Below are 17,629 nucleotides of genomic sequence, written 5' to 3'. Positions count from 1 at the left end.
GACATGGATAAAACGAACTCGAAACCAGTCGTGGTGGTTACCGGTGCTTCGGCAGGGGTCGGACGGGCGACCATACGGCGGTTCGCCCAAGACGGCGCGAAGATCGGTCTGATCGCCAGAGGACGCGATGGTCTTGAAGGCGCGATGCGAGAGGTCGAGCAGGCTGGCGGCGAAGGCCTCATCTGCCAGTGCGACGTCGCCGATGCCGGAGCCGTCGAAGACGCGGCAACAAGGATCGAGCAAGAATTGGGACCGGTCGACGTATGGATCAATGCAGCCTTCGCCGGCGTCCTCTCGCGCTTTGTCGACATGTCGCTCGAGGATTACGAGCGGGTCACGAAAGTGACCTATCTCGGACAGGTGCACGGGACCTACGCCGCGCTGAAGCGAATGGTGCCGCGCGACCGCGGCTCGATCGTGCTGGTCGGGAGCGCCCTCGCCTATCGCGGCATACCCCTGCAATCGGCCTATTGCGGGGCCAAGCATGCGATCCAAGGTTTCCACGATTCGGTCCGGTCCGAATTGCTCCATGACAAGTCCAGGGTGCGGATCAGCATGGTCCAACTGCCCGGCGTCAACACCCCGCAGTTCGACTGGATCAAGACGAACCTGCCGATGCAGCCCAAACCGGCGAGCGCCCCCTACCAACCCGAAGTCGCCGCAGAGGCGATACACTTTGCTGCAAGCGCAGGCCGCAAGGAGGTGAAGCTGGGCTGGCCGACATTGCAATCGGTTTGGGGAGACAGGTTCGCCTCGCCGGTACTGGATCGCTATCTGGCTAGTACCGCCGTTTCGGGCCAGCAGACCGACGAGCCTGTTTCGCCCGACCGGCGGCACAATCTGTATGAGCCGGTAGCGGGCGATCATGGTGCGCATGGCTCGTTCGACGCCAAGGCGAAGCGACGCAGCAGTCAATTGTGGCTGACGAAAAACCGCGCTCCCCTCGCGATCGGGGCGGGTCTGATCGGCATCGCGACGGCCGTTGCGCGCCTGTGGCGAAGGTGAGGGCTGATCAGGTTGACGAAGGCTTCAGGCCACTCGCCGATTACGCTGTCATCGGAGATATGCAGGCCTGTGCTCTGGTCTCCAAGGCAGGGAGCATCGACTGGCTCTGCCTGCCCAACATCGCGGATCCGGCGCTATTCGCCGGCGTGCTGGGGGCTTGGGGAGGAAGATTTGCAGTCGGGCTGAAGGGAAAGAGCACCACCGAACGCTGCTATATCGGTGGAGCGCCGATCCTGCGTACGCGCCTGATCCAGGATACGGGCATTGTTTCAGTAACCGATTTCCTTGCGCTACGCACAAACGGCCTCGGCGGAACTCTCGAGCCCGAGCGCGAACTCATTCGCATTGTCGAGGCGGAAAGTGGCAACCCCACCATCGAATTCGTTTACGAACCTCGCCCGTGTTTCGGCAAAGACCCGCATCTTGCAAAACGTGGCAAAACATCGTGGGCCTGCCAGCACGAGGCCGATCTGATCCTTTTTCGCACAGATGTTGCGGATTGCGACAGCGACAGCCGACAGGTCGCTGGATCCGAAAAGTTGCAGACCGGCGATCGCCGGTACTTTTCATTGTCCTTTTGTCGCCGCGACATCGGCGTCATCCCTGTGCTTGGCGAAGAATGCGAGACGAAGCGTCAGGCTGCCGAGCAGTGGTGGAGCGCGTGGTTATCGCGCAGCAATTATAGCGGCAATTTTCGCGAGCCTGTCCGGCGGAGCCTGATGGCCTTGCGGCTGTTGGCCAGCCGCGAAACGGGCGCGGTCGCGGCCGCCGCCACATCTTCGCTCCCTGAATGGATCGGCGGCAAGCGGAACTGGGATTACCGCTATTGCTGGATGCGCGATGCCTATTTCGTGCTTTCGGCTTTCGTCCGCTGCGGACTGCAGGACGAAGCCGAGGCCTATTTCAATTGGCTGATGCATGCGACGCAAAGGGACAAGCCCGAACTGCGACCTGTGTACGACATTTTCGGCCGAAGCGATCTTCCGGAAAAAGAGGTTTCCCATCTTGAGGGCTACCGCAATTCCGCCCCCGTCCGGATCGGCAATGGCGCCAGCCAACAGGTGCAGCTCGACAGTTACGGTTCTGTGATCCTGGGCGCCCGCGCACTGGTAGAACAGGGCGGGACTTTCGGTCGGTCCGAAGCGAAGAGACTGGCCGGTTTTGTGGAGACCGTGTGCGGGAACTGGCAGCAGCCTGACAATGGCATCTGGGAGATGCGGCGAGGCCGATTGCACCATCTTTACTCGAAAGCGATGTGCTGGGGTGCTCTCGATGGCGCGCTGTGGCTCGAAGAGCGCGACCTTCTGGAACTCGACCGCGACAAGGTGCGCTCAAACCTCGACACGATCCGTGCCGTCGTGTTGGAGCACGGCTGGAACGAGGACAGACAGGCCTATACCGGAGCCTTGGACTGCGAGCATCTCGACGCGAGCGTTCTGCTGTTGCCCAAGCTGGGGATCATCGAGGCGGATCATCCGCGAATGGTTGCGACCTACGAGCGGATCGATGCGGAGCTTGCCAAAGGATCTTTCGTCTGGCGTTACGATCCGTCCATAGACGATAACAGCTCCCCCGAAGGAGCGTTCATGGCCTGTAGTTTCTGGGCGGCCGAATATCTGGCGCTGGCGGGCAGGCGCGACGAAGCTGCGGGGAGGATGCGCAAGCTCCTCGGGGCAGGAAACGACCTGAGGATTTTCTCGGAAGAGTACGATCCAGAGGCACAGATCATGCTCGGCAACCTTCCGCAAGGTCTGTCGCATGCGGCGCTCGTCCACGCGGCCTTGGCCCTTGGCGAGAAAAACGGAGACGAAGTTTGAACGAAGCGCTGCAGGAGGTTTTGGCGAACTGGGTCACGCCGGCAGTGTGGGGCCTGGTGGCGACCGCAGTGATGACCAGCATTTTGGAAGGCGCGCAACTTTTCGGCTTTTCCCGCCTCAGCCTGCCGTTTCTCTTCGGCACATTCGTGGCCGCTGACCGGCGACGGGCTCTGATCTTCGGCTATCTGCTCTATTTGCTTGGTGGCTGGTTCTTCGCTTTCTTTTATGCCTTGTTGTTCGCTAGCCTACATATATCCGATTGGTGGCTCGGCCTCCTTTTGGGAACTGCCCATGGCCTGTTTCTGATAGCCGTTTTCCTTCCTGCGCTGCCTATAATCCATCCGCGTATGGCCACCGAATACGATGCTCCCAGCCGTCAGCACCGGCTCGAGCCGCCGGGAGCATTCGGACTGCACTACGGAAAGCTCACCCCCCTCACGACGGTACTTGCGCAAGCAACTTATGGGCTGATTCTGGCCTTGGCTTATTCCGCCTAAGCGTATTCCGATCAAGAGCGGGAAGAAGCCATTCACCGATCATGCTGCTTGCTACCGTTGGCCTTGCCGGTGAGTATACTGTAGAACTTGCGCGAAGGTCTTTTCGCTTCTTCTTCGGGCGCCGTTCCCTGTCCCGCTGCCGCCACGCCGCCGCCATGGGCATAAACGATCTCTCCGCCCATCCAGGCCTGAAGCGCTATGCCGGCGAGAAGTATCCAGGCGAAGACAAGATAGAAAAGCGTTGGTTCTGCCAGAGACCAACGCCATACTGCCGCGACAAGGAGAGCGGTCAACAGAACCAGCCCGGAGTTCAAGTGAAGGTGCACCAGCTCGTGTGTCTCATCCGCCAGATCGTCTCGCTTCATGTCCCAGTAGCCAGCGATACCGGCAATTACCGCACCTGCAGCAGCAATCGCCATCGACCATTGCCCGAGAACGAGCAGCGAGGGGAGGTGGGCGACGAGCGCGGCGGTGTCTGCCAGGACCGAGGTGGCTCCCAAGGCGATGGGATAGTGAACGAACACGGGGTGGACTGGTGGCACGGTACTATTCTTCCTTTGCCAGCTTCACTTGCGACGACACCATCCTTCAAATAGGTCGGTGCACCGAAGCAGTCGGGACCGCAACGGCGCGAGCGCTCCCGTTCCGAACACCGGCATCAGTGACCACCCCGATACGCGGCATATTCATCCTCGGTCATTTCCGGCATGCTTTTCACGAACGCTGCAATGTTCCAGATTGCCCGATCGTCGTGCGTGCCGCCGAAGGCAGGCATTCCCGATGCCTTTACGCCGTGTTTGACGAGCCAGAACACCTCTTCGTCCGACCACATCTCCGCGGCTGTCGCCAGAGCAGGTGGATGCGGCAGCATGCCTGCGCTCCATTCCGCCCGCCCCTCGCCGACACCGCCATGGCAATGCGCGCACATGGCCTTGTAGTCACCCGCGCCGGCCGCGACCATTGCCGGAGTGAATTCAGGTGCTTGAAGGTCTTCGGCGCGGCTTTGCACCGAATTGGTCATGGAAGTGTCGAGTGCCCACTCGGTAGTCGGCAAATGACGATCATCGGCCGCTACATTGTATGCACCGGTTAGGATGACGATCAGCGCAATCGCCACCAGCAGCAGCAGGGTTGCGACGATACCGAGGCCCAACCCCTTGGTGAAGCTTGTCACAACGTAACTCCTTCATCGCATTGTACATATCCTCGATAGCCCAGCTCGTCTTTCGCCCCTGGCGGGACGATGATGATTTCCTGAGCTTGAAGACCGGCATTTCCTTCTTCATCGACAAGCCGTGTCGCGATCAGGAGTTCGCCGCTCGAATAGCGATCGGGGCCTTCGGCGGTAAGGGGAATCAGCTTGCCGTTCAGCTTTACGAAGCCGCGAACACCCGGTTCGTAGACGAACGTCGGGAAACCCACTTCGGTTAGCCGATAAATACAGCGTCCGCGCTCGCCGCCGATGGTCTGGACCTCGGCTGTGGTCATCGTTTCCGGTTTGACGATCGCCGTGGCGATGTTCCGCAAAGCACTCGCCGCCGGCTCGATCGGCGCGGGAGTGGGCGCTGGATCGACCTGCGCTTCGCGATCGTTGCCGATGGCGGTGTTCTGGTTGCAGGCAGCAAGAGCGAATGCCAGTCCGGCAAAAGTGTAGAATGTCTTGTTCATCGCATTGCTCCTTGCGGAGTTTCGATGTCCTCGGGGAGCCTCTCGGTGGTCCTCACTCCGTTCTCTTCGATATCGGCGATAAGATATTTCATCTGCGCGATCTCGCGGCGCTGGGCGAGGATGATATCGTGCGCGAGCTTGCGCACGCGCGGATCGCGGATATGCGCCCGTTCGCTGGTCATGATTGCGATCGAATGGTGCGGAATCATCGCCTGCATGTACTCGCTTCCCGTGACCGTCGTCTGACTGCGGACCAGCCAGAGCGCGAGCGCGAAGACTATGGCTGCGACGCCAATGATGATGAAATTTTTCTTTCTGTCCTTGTACATCCCCCACATGAAAAGGATCATGACGACCATCATCATCGCGCCCATGACGAACATCATCCAGAAGCGCGTCTCGCTCCAGAAGAAGTGGTCGGCATCATAGGTGTTGGCATACATGAGGAAGAACATGAGCACCGTCGAGGTCGAGACCATCGCCATGAAGCGCCAGTAATTACCGCCGCTTTCCGCTCGTTTCGATTGGTGGTTCTCGGCCATTCGCTTCTCCTGTTCCCTAAGGTTTGGCGGGCGCGCTCAATCCGCAGTACAGCACCTCGATGACGGCCTTTTTAAGCCACGTTCAACGACAGATTAGATCAACCCTTCGAGAGCTTAGCGGTTCCTTCCCGAGTAGCCTTGTAGGGAACTTTTCGCTCAGCCAATTTACGCGGCGGTTCGCATACATGCCCGCAATAACCGGGCAGTCTCCTGTGTGTCGCCTGAGATCGTGAGGAATCGAACGATGAAATTCGCAAAAGAGATCACACGCCTGCGACGGATCGAGGGTCAGGCACGAGGCGTGATATGCATGATGGAAGACGAGCGTTCCTGCGTGGACATTCTGCAACAAATTTCAGCCATCGAAGCTGCCTTGCGAGCAACGAGAACCAAAGTTCTCGCCATCCATGCGCAGGAGTCCATCGCAGCCATAATCGAAAGCGGCGACGAGGAAGCACAGCGAATGAAACTGGCGGAACTTTCCGATCTCTTTGGAAAGTTCAACCGCTAGAGACGGTGTCCCCCCTCCTGAAGGCTGTTTCGAGAAAGACCTGAACGGCAGCGTGGGAAAAATAAGCAACCAGTTGCCATCCGCATTCTGCGTCATGATCGAAAATGCTTGGCGCGCTCCACCATATGGTTCATTTGGGTCGCTGCGTGGATGGTCAGCGGATGCTGCTTCGCGTCGGGCCGCGGCGTTATAAAGTCCGCCATTTCAGCGATATGCTCCAGCTGCTCGTTGCTTGCCTTCGACAGAAGGCTGAGAACGATATTTTCCAAGGCAATGACCCGGATGCGCAGCTGGATGAGCTCCGCGTCCGACAGGGCGGGGATATCCCACTCGTCGCAAGTGGCTGCTAGCGCTTCCTGGGGACCGCAGGGCAGTGCCCCGCCCTCGCCTTCCCACCGCGACACTGCGATGTCTTTCTTGTCATGTGTCATGTTCTCAAACTCCAGACCGAATTGCCGATGCCGCAAGCGGCGCATTCCAAACGGCGACAAACATCGCCATCGCTCAACCTATCGCGACGAAGATGCGAAGAGGCTTTCCAGTTCCTCGCGAAGGGCAAGAAGCCCTTCAAGATCGTCAGCCTCCGGCTTGCCGATTGCAGGCTTTTCGTTGATCCACCTCCCACTCACTACTGAATCGAGAAGCAGGGCAGCGAGATCGGCATGGCGGCAGCGGAAGCAGTCCGCCGATAGCGTCCGCGCTTTCACTCGCGCTTCGCCGCTATAGGGCAAATTGATAAGCCAACCGGGTCTTGCGGCCGTCCACCTGAGACCTTGCTCGGCCTCGAGCATGCCCTCCATGACCCGCATGTGTTCGAGAATGTTTGCCAGAGCGGGGACAACAGTCAGCCGGAACCATGACGGCATTCCGGGCTGCTGGTCCACGAAAGCTGCGGAGATCACTGCGATCCGGTCGATGTCCGCCCGGCGCATCGCTTCGAGAATGCGGCGTGTTCCCTCGGTGTAGAGCGGTGGTGGGTCGATCGCGGTCGATGGCGTGAACGAAACGCCAAGGGTAGAAATAACCGCATCGCAACCACGGATGGCATCAGCAAGGTCGTCCTCGAGCACGTCGCATTGGATATAGTCGGCACCTTCGATCCGTTTCGCCGGGTCCGGCAAATGATGCTCGAGACCGCGCACGTGGTGGCCGCGCCGCTTCGCCTGTTCGAGGAGCAGCGTGCCGGTCTTTCCACCGGCGCCGAAGACGGCAAGGGTCAGATTATCTGTCAAAAAGAAACCTTCGCAATTGCAAATGATGCGCTTGAATGTGAAGCCCCGCGCATGGGGTTGGTCACGCGCGGGGCTCCGAGACGGCTCTAGAGCCTGCGACCCGCAGGCTCTCTTGGGGGAGGTGGAGCCGCCTGTCCATTGCAGCTTCGAAACCCGCGCATAGTCTGCCTAAGGCAAAAATTCAGGCAGCTCCCGCAGGTTTTTCTGCTACTGATCGCAGATAGAATACCCACGGTACCCCAGTTCATCTCCTGCCCCGGGCGGGACCACGATCAATTCCTGCGCTTGCAAGCCCGCATTGCCTTCATCGTCCAGCAGGCGCGTAGTGACGAGCAGATCGCCGCTGGTATAGCGATCCGTACCGGCGGCGCTGACCGGGATCAGTTTGCCGTTCAGCTTGATGAAGCCCTGGCTTCCCGGTTCGTAAACGAAGGTGGGGTAGCCAACCTCTGTCAAGCGGAAGACACAACGACCTTCCTTCCCGCCGATTGCCAAAACATCGGCATCGCTCATCGTCTCGGGCTTTACGAGCGCCGTCGATATGTTCTGCAGCGCGCTGGAAGCAGGCTCGATTGGCGAAGCTTCGGCCGGTGGATCAAGCTGCGCTTCGCGATCATTGCCGATGGCGGTGTTCTGATTGCACCCAGCCAGCGCGAGAGCCAGCCCTGTGGCGAGGATAAAGGTCGTTTTCATTGCGCAGCTCCTTCTTCGGGTGTCTCGGCAAGGGTTGGATCCGGTTGTGGAGATGCCGGAACCGGAGTTTCGATGCCCGCGGGCAGCCTCTCGGTATCTCTCACTCCGTTTTCCTCGATATCCTCGATGAGGTATTTCATTTGCGCGATCTCGCGGCGCTGGGCGAGGATGATGTCATGCGCGAGCTTGCGCACGCGCGGATCGCGGATATGCGCCCGTTCGCTGGTCATGATCGCGATCGAGTGGTGCGGGATCATCGCCGCCATATATTCCTCGTCGTCGATCGTGGTCTGGCTGCGCACGAGCCACAATGCCAGGGCGAAGACCACCGCTGCGACGCCGAGAATGATGAAGTTCTTGGTCCTGTTCTTGTACATCCCCCACATGAAAAGGAGCATGACGACCATCATCATCGCGCCCATCACGAACATCATCCAGAAGCGCGTTTCGCTCCAGAAGAAGTGATCGGCATCATAGGTGTTGGCATACATGAGGAAGAACATGACAACGGTCGATGTCGAGACCATCGCCATGAAGCGCCAGTAATTACCGCCACCTCCCTCGCTGTGATCGTGTTGCGTGCCTTTCGCCATATCAATTCTCCTGTTTGCTCATGGTCTGGTAGAGATACTGGGCGGTACAGCTGATCATCAGGAACCCGGTCAGTGCGGCTATTCCGGAAATAGCGCGCATGTGACCGGCGGGCAGAATGTCGCCCAGTCCGACAGTCGATACCGTAATCAGCGCGAAGTAATAATAGTCCATCCAGCTATCGATGACGTCCTGCTCCAGCGCTCCAAGTCCCCAAAGACTGGCGACATACATCCCTCCTGCGAAGATGCCCGCGATGACGAGATGGCTGGCAAGAACCAGGGACGAGCCGGCAAGGACCCGAAGATGCCTTGGCTCCTTCCCGGGCGGAGAAAGGGCCTTGGCGCCGCGCAGCATCCACATATGAAAATAGAGCGAGATCGCAAATAGGACGAAGCCGAGGAGCAGAGCCGCGATCACAGGGTGATCCAGCCCAGCGCCTTGGCGCCCATCCACAGACCCATGCCGATCATGAACAGGTTCTCGGTCAGTGAGACGAAGCCAAGCGGCACGTTGGAACTGCCGCCCACGCAGGCGCACCTCAATTCGCGCTTGTCGATATAGACCGCCTTGAAGACGCTGACCGCACCGACCGTGCCGATGAACATCGCCACCGGGACCGATATGATCGGCAAGGCGTGCGCCACCATGAGGATACCCGCCAGCGCCTCTCCGAAGGGATAGACGAAGCCGTAGCGCACCCACCGCTGGGCCAGCAGGTCGTAATTGAGGAACATGGTCGAGAAGCTGCGCATGTCCTGCAGCTTCTGGATTGCGAGCAAGGCCATCGAGAGGCTGACGAACCATTCGATCGCCTGAATTGTGAAAACGGTATCGAACACGTACCAGCTGATGGCGAGACCGAGCAGAAAGGCGACGCCCAAAATGGCGATCACGGGCTGGTAGCTCGTCTCGCCTTCCTCGGGCTGGCTGCGCGACTTGCCGAAATGCTCGCGCAGGTCGTCGTAGCCACCGATGCGCTTGCCATCGATGAACGTCTGGGGGGTGGTTTCGACGTCGTGTTTTTCCTTGAACGCGTCGGTCTCTTCGCGCGAGGTAAGGTGATTGTCGTCGATCTCGAAACCTTCGCGCTTCAAAAGATCGACCGTTTTGAGACCGTAAGGACAAATATGTTCGTCCATCACCATCCGGTATACTTTCGCCTGTTTCATTGCTGGTCCGCCTCGCTTTCGTGGCTTTGGCTGCTTCCATCGACGCGCGTGTCGCGCTGCGGGTTCCCGTTCGGTAAAGGTTTGCGCTGCAGGAAAAGGGTTTCCAGACCGAAGACCGCAGCAATGGAAAACACAGCGATTCCAACGATAACAGGATCGCTTTCGAGCTTTACGCCCGCGAATGCCGCCAGAATGACCCCGTCGGCGGCGATGGCAGCGAGCAAGACAGAACTTCTTGCCCCGACTTCCTCGCGGAGATGGCGGTAGACGCCCCAATGCACCAGGATGTCCATGACAAGATAGAAGAAGGCGCCAAGCGAGGCGATCCGTGAAAGGTCGAACAGCACGGCGAGCGTGCCTGCGATCACTACCGTATAAACGAGCATGTGACTTCTGATCCCGCCCTTCATGCCGAAGTGGCTATGGGGGATCATCTTCATCTCGGTCAGCATGGTGAGCATCCGCGAGACTGCAAATACGCTTGCGATCACCCCGGAGGTGGTCGCTGCAATCGCGATGACGATGGTGAACCAGAACCCTAGCTGACCAAGCGCAGGTCGGGCGGCGGCGGCGAGCGAATAGTCTCGCGCCTCGACGATCTGGCCGATAGTCAGATTGGAGCCCACCGCGACAGCAACGAGAAGGTAGGTTACCACGCAGATCGCGATCGAGATCATGATCGTGCGGCCGACATTGCGATGCGGATCGACAATCTCGCCGCCGCTGTTGGTGATCGTGGTGAAACCCTTGAATGCCAGGATCGAGAAGGCCACCGACGCGAGAAACGCGCCGCCGTTTGTCTGCGAGGCCTGCTGCGCGAACGCCCCGGAAAAAAATCCGCTTGCCGCGATGGCGGCCACGGCAAACAGAGCAATCCCACCGATCTTGATCGCCGACATGATCAGCGAAAAGCCGCTTACCGATCGATTGCCAGCCTTGTTCACGATATACGCGAACACAATTAGCCCGAGAGCCAAGGCTGACAGCAGGAGACTGTTCTCCTCAAGTCCGAACGGTCGCAGGGCGTAGGTAGCAAAGGTTCGCGCAACGAGGCTTTCGTTGATAACCATCGAAAGCGCCATGAGCAGGGAAGCCGAGGCCGCAACGACGCCAGGACCATAGGCTTTCTGCAGAATCATCGCGATGCCGCCCGACGATGGCCACGCATTGGACATCTTGATGTAGCTATAGGCGGCCAGCGATGTGACGAGTGCGCCCAGAACGAACGATAGCGGGAACAGCGGGCCGGCAAGTTCCGCGATCTGACCGGTGAGAGCGAAGATCCCAGCGCCGATCATCACGCCGGTACCCATAGCCACACCCCCGGCGAGACTTATTGTCCCCTTACCAGCGGCGTCGGGCGCACTTTCCATCGCGGTATGTGTGCCATGCTTCGTCGCCGTCATAAGGCTCGAACTCCCCCGTCCGGAATGCCGGGAACGCGTCGATGAAGACAGGTCCTGTGGAGTATGAGGTGTATCGTCATCCGCGTTTTTCTCGACCAAACACGGCGTAAAGCGGCACCACGATAACGCCAATGTACCAGCCATAAAGGAAGCTGCCGACGGCTCCGGCAAGGAAGCCGCGCCAGGTTAGCCATTCGAAGCCTGGCAGGAGAGGCGCCCAGGCCTCGTGCATGTGAAACCGCTCAGGGAAAAGGAGGCCGAAACCCACACAGAGAAAATAGCTGAGAAGCAGAAAGCTGCTGAGCGTCCAGCCCCATCGCAAGATTTCCGGGCGAATCGATCGATGGGTCATATCGGCTTTCCTTTCAATCGAATGCTTTCACTCCAGCCCGCTCCAGCGGGTCATGGATAGCTTGCAAATACGCGCTCGCCCGCAGGTCCGAAAGCGATGACCTGGTAGGGCTGCACCCTCCCGCCAACTTCCATGCCGGGGGAGCCAAGGGGCATTCCCGCAACGGCGAGGCCAGTCACGCCGTCGGGTCGTTCTTCGAGAAGGCGCGCGATCTCGCGTGCGGGAACATGACCCTCAATCACATAGCCATCGACTTCCATCGTGTGGCAGGAGACCAAGCCGTCAGGCACGCCTGCTTCGGCCTTTACCTCGGCCATGGGACGGTCTTCGCGAACCATGACCTCGTGATCCAGACCGGTGCGAACATGCTTCGCCCATTCCTCGCAGCATCCGCATTGCGGATCGCGGAACATTACATAGGGGCTCGCCTGTGCGGCGCTCGTGCAGGCTGCGAGGAGGATCACGCCGAAAGTAGCGAGTGTCGCGCGTGCGCGGCGTATGCCCAATCCGGTAAATCTGAATTTCATGCTCAAATCTCCTACATTCCTTCCATGTCATGATCGGACATGGACTCCATGTCATGCCCTGCATGTGGATCGGCCGGTTCCGGAACATCCGCGGTCATTGGAGCGGGTGTCGGCGTCGAACCGGTTGTCGGCGTGCGCGGTGGTTGAGCTGCGTCGGGGCCAGCTGGCCTGCGCTCGGTCGCGGGTACGCTGGCGACGGGCGCGGTTTCTACGCCGGTTTCTGTCGGAGTTGCGGAAGCGGCCTCAACTGGTGACGGCGCGCTCGCCGGTGCTGTCTCGATGGCAGCCGTATTTCCGACGTCCGCCATGGGCTCGGGTTGTTGATCGCACGCCGCCAGGCCAGCTAGCGCGGTCCCGAGGAAAAGCGTTCCAATCATCTTCTTCGGCTTGAAATGGTGCATGATGTGTATCCTTCAGGTCCAGGAAAGACCAAGGTGATCCGGGCCGTGCGCAAGCTCTCCGCCAAGAAAACCCTGGAGCAGGATGAGCGCGGCCATTGCGAAAAGTCCGGTGCGCAGAAGGGCTCGGCCTTCACGCGGCCGGTAGGCAAGGGCGGCAAGAGCGAGACCGAGCGCAGCAATCAGCATTCCGTTCCAACGGTGGAACTGCATGATCGCATCCCCGCCAAACCAGAGGCCGGTATGAATCCAGCCAAACAGGGCTGCGACGACGGCACCTGCCGCACCGCCATAGATTAGCACGCGGACGGCCGGTTCAGCTGCAGCGCCTCTCCCGGCCATGACGAACAATTCGGCTAGTGCCGCCAGCAGGAACAGTGCGATCGGGAAATGGATCGTCGCGGGATGCAGCTTCTTGAGGACAGTGACAAAGTCACCCTCGCTGGCGTTCTCGTGTCCGCCGGATGCAGCATCATGCGCGTCGGACCCGTGGCCGGTTTCGGCAGACTGACCCGAAGCGCCTTGCATCCCGCTCATCCCAGACGCTTCCTGACTGGGTACGGACGTGGCGGCGGCGCCTGCAGGAGAATCATGCGCTTCGTCGCCGTGCGCATGGACAGGACCGAGGGCCAGGAACACTGCGCAAACAAGTATCAAAAAATGGACTGTTTTCATGCTGGCGCGTGCCCTTTCACCGCAGATTAACGAGAGCTATGCTGCCTGTTACGCATCCCGAGCCGCCTCCCCTCACTAAATATTCGTGCGGGGAGCGCACGCGCCGTGCGTATGGGATAGGGAGCGAACAGCAGTTGAAGGATCGACCCGCACCGATGGAACAGGACCTGGACCCTATTCTGAGCGCTCTTGCCCACGATGTTGCACCGAGCGTGCCCGGCGGCTTCATGGAGGGCGTCTGGGAACGTGTCGGCGATATAAGTGCGCGGCAGGACAGGGCCATGCGCAGCATGCTGTTTGCCGGCCTGTTCGCAGTTGGGCTCGGCGCGGGCGTCCTCACCGTTCAGGCTCCTGTCTATGCTCAGGAAACCGCCTACCCCCTATTTAGCGACGCCCGCCTTTCTCCCGCTGCGCTGCTACACGTCGATTGATGAAAAGTCCGAAACTGTACATCGCGCTCGCTGTCCTGCTCGCTGCTCTAGCGGGAATTCTGGGCGCAATCGCCGCCGAGCGATGGTTTGCTCCAACCCAGCCGGCCAGCCTTCACGAATTCGTTCACGAACAGCTCAACCTCACCGCCCAACAGGAAGATCGGCTCGACCGTCTCGAGGAACGCTACGCAATCGAGAACGCCCAGCGTGAACTGGCGGTTCGGCGTGCGAACGCCAATCTGGCCGCCGCGATGGACAAGGAGCATGAATACGGCCCCGAGGTCAGCGTGGCGATCGATGAGGTTCATGCCAGTATGGGCGAATTGCAGAAGGCGACGGTCCGGCATGTTTTCGCGATGCGCAGCATCCTCGACGAAGAGCAGCAACGCGAATTCGATCAGCAGGTTGCCCGGTCCCTGACCGGTCCGCCTTCTGAATGATCGGGGAGTGCAGGGGCAGCCGGATAGTCAGGAGCAGGCGCTTGTCGCAAAAGTCGCCGCTGGTGACCGCCGCGCATTCACGGAACTTGTAGAGCCGCTCATACCTCGATTGCTCGCAACCTCATTGCGAATGCTTGGCGCGCACGATGAAGCCGAAGACGTCGTGCAGAATGCCCTAGCTTCGGCTTGGATCGCACGCGCGCGGCTAGGTCCGGCGCGCCCCGTTCTCCCGTTCCTCACGACCATCACACTAAACAAATGTCGCGACAAACTCCGCAGGCGGAAGGCAGCGCAGTTCCTGGGGTTCGGAAATGCTTCCATGCCGGAACTTGCATCCGATCCTGCGCCCTCTCCGGAAACCGAGACAGTCGATCGCCAGCTTCTGCAAAAGACCCATGCCGAAATTCAACGACTGCCTTTGCGGCTGCGCGAGGCGCTGATTCTCGCGGCCATCGAGGGCCGAAGCCAGAGCGAGGTTGCCGACATACTGGGCATTTCTGAAAAGGCGGTGGAATCGCTGGTCTACCGCGCCCGAAAGGTTCTGAAGGAAAAAGTGTCGCGCGAGTGAGGGGAACAGCCATCGGCCGCGTAGGATAGGAGAAACCTCCTTCAAACAGGACCTTCTCATGCAAGCAATCAATCGGCGCAAATTCCTGGGCTCGAGTATCGTCGCCGGCGGCCTTTTGGGTGCCTCCGCCGCGATGCCCGCCTGGGCGCGCGGCGGCAACATGCATGGCGCGACGATCCGCCAGGGTTTCGACGAAGTATCCGGCCGCAACATCGATCTAACCATCGCGCGCGGCCCGCGAATTGTTCAGGGCCGTAGCGGTATGGGAGTAGCGGTGAACGGTAGCGTTCCCGGTCCGCTGGTGCGGCTGAAGGAAGGCGAGCCGGTCAATCTCAACGTGACCAATGCGCTGGACGAAGACAGTTCGATTCACTGGCACGGACTGCTTGTGCCGTTTCAGTTCGATGGTGTGCCCGGTGTGAGCTTTCCCGGAATCCGGCCGGGACAGACATTCACCTACGAAATGCCCGCCATACGGCAGGCTGGCACCTATTGGTGGCATAGCCATTCCGGCCTGCAGGAACAGGCCGGGCATTATGGGCCCATCATCGTCGATCCTGCCGGACCCGACCCGGTGCAGGCCGACTACGATTACGTGATGCTGCTCAGCGAATTCACGCCGATGCATCCCCACACAATCATGTCGAAGCTGAAAAAGGGCGAGGGGTACTTCAATTACCAGCAGCGCACCCTGACCGATGATTACCCGCTGACCGGACAAGAGCGCCGGATGTGGGCAGAAATGCGCATGATGCCGACCGATATCCTCGACGTCACGGGCTCTACCTACACTTACCTCGCAAATGGACACGGTCCTGAAGAGGGACTGGAATATCTGTTTTCGCGCGGCAAGCGGGTCCGCATCCGGGTGATCAATGGTAGCGCCATGTCCTTTTACAACGTCCGTATTCCGGGGTTGAAATTCTGGGTCGTAGCGGCCGACGGTCTCAACGTGAGGCCGGTCGAGGTCGAAGAGTTCCAGATCGGCACCGCCGAGACCTACGATATCGTCGTCGAGCCGATCGGCGAGGCGCACACCATCGTCGCGGAAAGCATGGATCGCTCGGGCATGGCGGTCGCGACGCTCGCCAGCCGCCCCGGTGCCCGCGCGGCTGTCCCGGCGCTGCGCGATCCGCCGCTACTGACCATGGCCGACATGGGTATGGCCGGAATGGCCCATGGCGCACACGGCGCTGGCACCGGCGGAAACATGGACGGCATGGACCACGGCGCGATGGGTCATGGTGCGCCTTCTTCAGGTGGCATGGACATGAGCAACAGCGGCGAAGGATCAGGCGAGGAAGCGATGGCCGGAATGGCTGGAATGTCGATGGGCGGCATGGACATGCGCGACACGTCCAGGCTGCCACCCGATGTTGAGGTTGGTCCGGGCATCGACATGGTTTCCATGAACCCGCAGGACCGTATGGGCCATCCCGGCATCGGTCTCGACAAGGTTCCGCACAAGGTGCTGAACTATAGAGATCTGGTCGCGCTCGAACCGAATGACGATCTGCGCACGCCGTCGCGCCAGATGGAAATCCATCTCACCGGCAACATGGAGCGCTACATGTGGTCGTTCGACGGCGAGAAATTCTCAGCCGTCAGCGACGAGCCGATCCGCTTTGCCTATAACGAACGGGTTAGGGTCAAGCTGGTCAACAACACAATGATGGCGCACCCGATCCATCTGCACGGTCACTTCTTCGAGCTCGTCAATGGCGCACCTTCCGATCGCCAACCGCAAAAGCACACGGTGATCGTGCAGCCCGGCGGCTTCGCCCAGTTCGATCTCACCGCCGACGAGCCAGGAGACTGGGCGTTTCACTGCCATCTTCTCTATCACATGCATGCCGGCATGTTCCAGATCGTGACGGTCCCGCAGGAAGCAGGCCAACCCGACCTACAGCGCGTGGGAGAGAGCGGATGAAGTATATGATCGCGCTCATGCTTGCCGGAACGGCAACGCCCGCCTTCGCGCAAGACCATGGCCATGACCATTCCATGCCGATGCAGCCTGCCGACCCGCCGGACACAGAGGAGGCCGCCGAAGAGGAAGGCAGCGAAGAGGATGCCTCGCCGACATCCTCCGCAATGCCCATGGACCATTCGCAAATGGACCATGGTGCAATGGATCACCAATCCAGGCAGTCGCAAGGTGAAGGTAGCCCCGAGGTGCCGCAACCCATGGGCCAGTCACCTGTAGACCACTCACAGATGGATCATTCGCAAATGGGCCATGGGTCGATGGATCAGTCCGGAGTGGTCGACGACCAAGCGGGCGGAGAAATGGACCGTTCCGCCATGGGTCACGAGGCCATGGCGATGGACATCCCATCCGGTCCACCGCCCGCTTCCGCAGGTTCGGGCCCTGCACGGGCTGGAGATGCGATCTGGGGCGTGGAAGCGATGCGCGAAAGCCGTGAGCAGTTGCGCGATGAACAAGGCGGCCAGAAGTATTTCTGGTTCCAGGGTGACCGCGTCGAATACCGCGCGCGCGAGGGGTCCGATGGCTACCTGTTCGACCTGCAGGGCTATTACGGCGGCGATCTCGACAAATTCTGGTTCAAATCGGAAGGCGAAGGCAGTTTCGGCGAAGAGATCGAGAGCGCCGAAGTTCAGGCGCTTTACAGTCGTGCGATTGCGCCGTTTTTCGATTTCCAAGCCGGTATCCGGCAGGATTTCGCGCCGATGGACCGCACCTATGCCGTGGTCGGCATCCAGGGTCTCGCTCCCTATTTGTTCGAAGTGGATGCCGCCGCATTCCTGTCGGACAAAGGCGACCTCACAGCACGCATCGAGGCCGAGCTCGACCAGCGCATAACCCAGCGCCTGGTCATTCAACCGCGTGTGGAAGCGTCCTTCTCTGCGCAGGATGTGCCTGAACTGGGCATCGGTGCGGGGGTAGATACGGTCGAAGCCGGTCTGCGCCTGCGCTACCATTTCTCGCGTGAATTCGCGCCGTATATCGGGATCGATCAGGAATGGAGGATCGGTCAGAGCGCCGACTACGCACGCGCCGAGGGAGAAGATCCCAGTGTGACGAATTACGTCGTCGGCATACGGTTTTGGTTCTGAGTAAAAAGGAAAATTTGATGCACACT

General features: G+C 60.0%; 24 protein-coding genes. 9 read left to right on the top strand and 15 right to left on the bottom strand.

Annotated elements, in window-relative coordinates; translation table 11 throughout:
• The first annotated feature begins 3 nt into the window (after nucleotides 1-3).
• The 3 genes from A9D14_RS17940 to A9D14_RS17930 are packed head-to-tail and all read left to right on the top strand — an operon-like array spanning nucleotide 4 to nucleotide 3,319.
• On the top strand, nucleotides 4-1,005 hold the full coding sequence (locus A9D14_RS17940; protein WP_066850785.1) for an SDR family oxidoreductase: 1,002 nt from the start codon (nucleotides 4-6) through the stop codon (nucleotides 1,003-1,005).
• Nucleotides 993-2,822 carry a glycoside hydrolase family 15 protein gene (locus A9D14_RS17935; RefSeq protein WP_066850784.1) on the top strand — a complete coding sequence of 610 codons (1,830 nt, stop codon included), beginning with the start codon at nucleotides 993-995 and terminating at the stop codon, nucleotides 2,820-2,822. The genes A9D14_RS17940 and A9D14_RS17935 overlap by 13 nt, the downstream gene beginning before the upstream one ends.
• Nucleotides 2,819-3,319, top strand: coding sequence for a hypothetical protein (locus A9D14_RS17930; RefSeq protein WP_232469182.1), 501 nt, complete (start codon nucleotides 2,819-2,821; stop codon nucleotides 3,317-3,319). Before A9D14_RS17935 ends, A9D14_RS17930 begins: the two co-directional genes overlap by 4 nt.
• Before the next feature lie 32 nt (nucleotides 3,320-3,351).
• Here the strand turns inward: A9D14_RS17930 and A9D14_RS17925 are convergent, their stop codons facing one another.
• The 4 genes from A9D14_RS17925 to A9D14_RS17910 all read right to left on the bottom strand — a co-directional run bounded on the left by A9D14_RS17925 (nucleotide 3,352) and on the right by A9D14_RS17910 (nucleotide 5,466).
• A complete protein-coding gene (locus tag A9D14_RS17925; protein ID WP_087910613.1) occupies nucleotides 3,352-3,843 on the bottom strand; it encodes a DUF2231 domain-containing protein in 492 nt (163 codons plus the stop codon).
• Between the two features lie 134 nt (nucleotides 3,844-3,977).
• Nucleotides 3,978-4,493 carry a c-type cytochrome gene (locus A9D14_RS17920; protein ID WP_066850782.1) on the bottom strand — a complete coding sequence of 172 codons (516 nt, stop codon included), beginning with the start codon at nucleotides 4,491-4,493 and terminating at the stop codon, nucleotides 3,978-3,980.
• Nucleotides 4,490-4,987, bottom strand: coding sequence for a DUF6692 family protein (locus A9D14_RS17915; protein WP_066850781.1), 498 nt, complete (start codon nucleotides 4,985-4,987; stop codon nucleotides 4,490-4,492). Before A9D14_RS17915 ends, A9D14_RS17920 begins: the two co-directional genes overlap by 4 nt.
• Complete coding sequence (locus tag A9D14_RS17910; protein WP_066850948.1) at nucleotides 4,984-5,466, bottom strand: DUF305 domain-containing protein; 483 nt, start codon at nucleotides 5,464-5,466, stop codon at nucleotides 4,984-4,986. The genes A9D14_RS17915 and A9D14_RS17910 overlap by 4 nt, the downstream gene beginning before the upstream one ends.
• A 307-nt stretch (nucleotides 5,467-5,773) precedes the next feature.
• Between A9D14_RS17910 and A9D14_RS17905 the strand changes: the two genes are divergently transcribed.
• Nucleotides 5,774-6,040 (top strand): metal-sensitive transcriptional regulator, encoded by a 267-nt coding sequence (locus A9D14_RS17905; RefSeq protein ID WP_066850780.1) that lies wholly within the window; start codon nucleotides 5,774-5,776, stop codon nucleotides 6,038-6,040.
• A 92-nt stretch (nucleotides 6,041-6,132) separates the two neighbouring features.
• Here the strand turns inward: A9D14_RS17905 and A9D14_RS17900 are convergent, their stop codons facing one another.
• The 11 genes from A9D14_RS17900 to A9D14_RS17855 form a co-directional block, all read right to left on the bottom strand.
• A complete protein-coding gene (locus A9D14_RS17900; protein WP_066850947.1) occupies nucleotides 6,133-6,471 on the bottom strand; it encodes a hypothetical protein in 339 nt (112 codons plus the stop codon).
• Nucleotides 6,472-6,549: 78 nt separating this feature from the next.
• Nucleotides 6,550-7,272 (bottom strand): NAD(P)-dependent oxidoreductase, encoded by a 723-nt coding sequence (locus A9D14_RS17895; protein WP_066850779.1) that lies wholly within the window; start codon nucleotides 7,270-7,272, stop codon nucleotides 6,550-6,552.
• Nucleotides 7,273-7,479: 207 nt separating this feature from the next.
• Complete coding sequence (locus A9D14_RS17890; protein WP_066850778.1) at nucleotides 7,480-7,965, bottom strand: DUF6692 family protein; 486 nt, start codon at nucleotides 7,963-7,965, stop codon at nucleotides 7,480-7,482.
• The gene (locus tag A9D14_RS17885; protein WP_232469197.1) at nucleotides 7,962-8,492 is read right to left on the bottom strand and encodes a DUF305 domain-containing protein; all 531 of its coding nucleotides are present in this window, start codon (nucleotides 8,490-8,492) and stop codon (nucleotides 7,962-7,964) included. Before A9D14_RS17885 ends, A9D14_RS17890 begins: the two co-directional genes overlap by 4 nt.
• A gap of 67 nt (nucleotides 8,493-8,559) precedes the next feature.
• Nucleotides 8,560-8,976 (bottom strand): potassium channel family protein, encoded by a 417-nt coding sequence (locus tag A9D14_RS17880; protein ID WP_066850776.1) that lies wholly within the window; start codon nucleotides 8,974-8,976, stop codon nucleotides 8,560-8,562.
• The gene (locus A9D14_RS17875) at nucleotides 8,973-9,728 is read right to left on the bottom strand and encodes a MauE/DoxX family redox-associated membrane protein (RefSeq protein WP_066850775.1); all 756 of its coding nucleotides are present in this window, start codon (nucleotides 9,726-9,728) and stop codon (nucleotides 8,973-8,975) included. The genes A9D14_RS17880 and A9D14_RS17875 overlap by 4 nt, the downstream gene beginning before the upstream one ends.
• Nucleotides 9,725-11,101, bottom strand: coding sequence for an APC family permease (locus A9D14_RS17870; protein WP_083988216.1), 1,377 nt, complete (start codon nucleotides 11,099-11,101; stop codon nucleotides 9,725-9,727). The genes A9D14_RS17875 and A9D14_RS17870 overlap by 4 nt, the downstream gene beginning before the upstream one ends.
• Nucleotides 11,102-11,210: 109 nt before the next feature.
• Nucleotides 11,211-11,486, bottom strand: a complete 276-nt coding sequence (locus A9D14_RS17865) for a DUF5676 family membrane protein (RefSeq protein WP_066850773.1) — start codon at nucleotides 11,484-11,486, stop codon at nucleotides 11,211-11,213.
• 50 nt (nucleotides 11,487-11,536) lie between these two features.
• The gene (locus tag A9D14_RS17860; RefSeq protein WP_066850772.1) at nucleotides 11,537-12,013 is read right to left on the bottom strand and encodes a DUF411 domain-containing protein; all 477 of its coding nucleotides are present in this window, start codon (nucleotides 12,011-12,013) and stop codon (nucleotides 11,537-11,539) included.
• 11 nt (nucleotides 12,014-12,024) lie between these two features.
• Nucleotides 12,025-12,414 carry a hypothetical protein gene (locus tag A9D14_RS19705; protein WP_157668305.1) on the bottom strand — a complete coding sequence of 130 codons (390 nt, stop codon included), beginning with the start codon at nucleotides 12,412-12,414 and terminating at the stop codon, nucleotides 12,025-12,027.
• A 12-nt stretch (nucleotides 12,415-12,426) separates the two neighbouring features.
• Nucleotides 12,427-13,086, bottom strand: coding sequence for a DUF2231 domain-containing protein (locus tag A9D14_RS17855; RefSeq protein ID WP_066850771.1), 660 nt, complete (start codon nucleotides 13,084-13,086; stop codon nucleotides 12,427-12,429).
• 155 nt (nucleotides 13,087-13,241) lie between these two features.
• Here A9D14_RS17855 and A9D14_RS17850 point away from each other — a divergent pair, with 155 nt between their 5' ends.
• Genes A9D14_RS17850 through A9D14_RS17830 form a run of 5 tightly spaced genes read left to right on the top strand, consistent with a single transcriptional unit; the run spans nucleotide 13,242 to nucleotide 17,603 of the window.
• Nucleotides 13,242-13,517 (top strand): hypothetical protein, encoded by a 276-nt coding sequence (locus A9D14_RS17850; RefSeq protein ID WP_066850770.1) that lies wholly within the window; start codon nucleotides 13,242-13,244, stop codon nucleotides 13,515-13,517.
• Nucleotides 13,517-13,957 carry a periplasmic heavy metal sensor gene (locus A9D14_RS17845; protein ID WP_066850769.1) on the top strand — a complete coding sequence of 147 codons (441 nt, stop codon included), beginning with the start codon at nucleotides 13,517-13,519 and terminating at the stop codon, nucleotides 13,955-13,957. The genes A9D14_RS17850 and A9D14_RS17845 overlap by 1 nt, the downstream gene beginning before the upstream one ends.
• A gap of 7 nt (nucleotides 13,958-13,964) precedes the next feature.
• The gene (locus tag A9D14_RS17840; protein WP_066850768.1) at nucleotides 13,965-14,525 is read left to right on the top strand and encodes an RNA polymerase sigma factor; all 561 of its coding nucleotides are present in this window, start codon (nucleotides 13,965-13,967) and stop codon (nucleotides 14,523-14,525) included.
• Between the two features lie 58 nt (nucleotides 14,526-14,583).
• Complete coding sequence (locus A9D14_RS17835; protein WP_066850767.1) at nucleotides 14,584-16,455, top strand: copper resistance system multicopper oxidase; 1,872 nt, start codon at nucleotides 14,584-14,586, stop codon at nucleotides 16,453-16,455.
• The gene (locus A9D14_RS17830) at nucleotides 16,452-17,603 is read left to right on the top strand and encodes a copper resistance protein B (protein WP_066850766.1); all 1,152 of its coding nucleotides are present in this window, start codon (nucleotides 16,452-16,454) and stop codon (nucleotides 17,601-17,603) included. Before A9D14_RS17835 ends, A9D14_RS17830 begins: the two co-directional genes overlap by 4 nt.
• The last annotated feature ends 26 nt before the right edge of the window (nucleotides 17,604-17,629 follow it).

The organism is Croceicoccus marinus, from assembly GCF_001661675.2.
Taxonomy (GTDB): domain Bacteria; phylum Pseudomonadota; class Alphaproteobacteria; order Sphingomonadales; family Sphingomonadaceae; genus Croceicoccus; species Croceicoccus marinus.
This window is presented reverse-complemented; position numbering and strand designations above follow the sequence as displayed.

Bases quoted from the DNA above. Each gene is read 5' to 3' on its own strand.
- A9D14_RS17940 (WP_066850785.1), top strand. From the start codon at position 4: ATGGATAAAACGAACTCGAAACCAGTCGTGGTGGTTACCGGTGCTTCG.
- A9D14_RS17915 (WP_066850781.1), bottom strand. From the start codon at position 4,987: ATGAACAAGACATTCTACACTTTTGCCGGACTGGCATTCGCTCTTGCT.
- A9D14_RS17910 (WP_066850948.1), bottom strand. From the start codon at position 5,466: ATGGTCTCGACCTCGACGGTGCTCATGTTCTTCCTCATGTATGCCAAC.
- A9D14_RS17905 (WP_066850780.1), top strand. From the start codon at position 5,774: ATGAAATTCGCAAAAGAGATCACACGCCTGCGACGGATCGAGGGTCAG.
- A9D14_RS17900 (WP_066850947.1), bottom strand. From the start codon at position 6,471: ATGACACATGACAAGAAAGACATCGCAGTGTCGCGGTGGGAAGGCGAG.
- A9D14_RS17890 (WP_066850778.1), bottom strand. From the start codon at position 7,965: ATGAAAACGACCTTTATCCTCGCCACAGGGCTGGCTCTCGCGCTGGCT.
- A9D14_RS17885 (WP_232469197.1), bottom strand. From the start codon at position 8,492: ATGGTCTCGACATCGACCGTTGTCATGTTCTTCCTCATGTATGCCAAC.
- A9D14_RS17875 (WP_066850775.1), bottom strand. From the start codon at position 9,728: ATGAAACAGGCGAAAGTATACCGGATGGTGATGGACGAACATATTTGT.
- A9D14_RS17870 (WP_083988216.1), bottom strand. From the start codon at position 11,101: ATGGAAAGTGCGCCCGACGCCGCTGGTAAGGGGACAATAAGTCTCGCC.
- A9D14_RS17865 (WP_066850773.1), bottom strand. From the start codon at position 11,486: ATGACCCATCGATCGATTCGCCCGGAAATCTTGCGATGGGGCTGGACG.
- A9D14_RS17860 (WP_066850772.1), bottom strand. From the start codon at position 12,013: ATGAAATTCAGATTTACCGGATTGGGCATACGCCGCGCACGCGCGACA.
- A9D14_RS19705 (WP_157668305.1), bottom strand. From the start codon at position 12,414: ATGCACCATTTCAAGCCGAAGAAGATGATTGGAACGCTTTTCCTCGGG.
- A9D14_RS17855 (WP_066850771.1), bottom strand. From the start codon at position 13,086: ATGAAAACAGTCCATTTTTTGATACTTGTTTGCGCAGTGTTCCTGGCC.
- A9D14_RS17850 (WP_066850770.1), top strand. From the start codon at position 13,242: ATGGAACAGGACCTGGACCCTATTCTGAGCGCTCTTGCCCACGATGTT.
- A9D14_RS17845 (WP_066850769.1), top strand. From the start codon at position 13,517: ATGAAAAGTCCGAAACTGTACATCGCGCTCGCTGTCCTGCTCGCTGCT.
- A9D14_RS17835 (WP_066850767.1), top strand. From the start codon at position 14,584: ATGCAAGCAATCAATCGGCGCAAATTCCTGGGCTCGAGTATCGTCGCC.
- A9D14_RS17830 (WP_066850766.1), top strand. From the start codon at position 16,452: ATGAAGTATATGATCGCGCTCATGCTTGCCGGAACGGCAACGCCCGCC.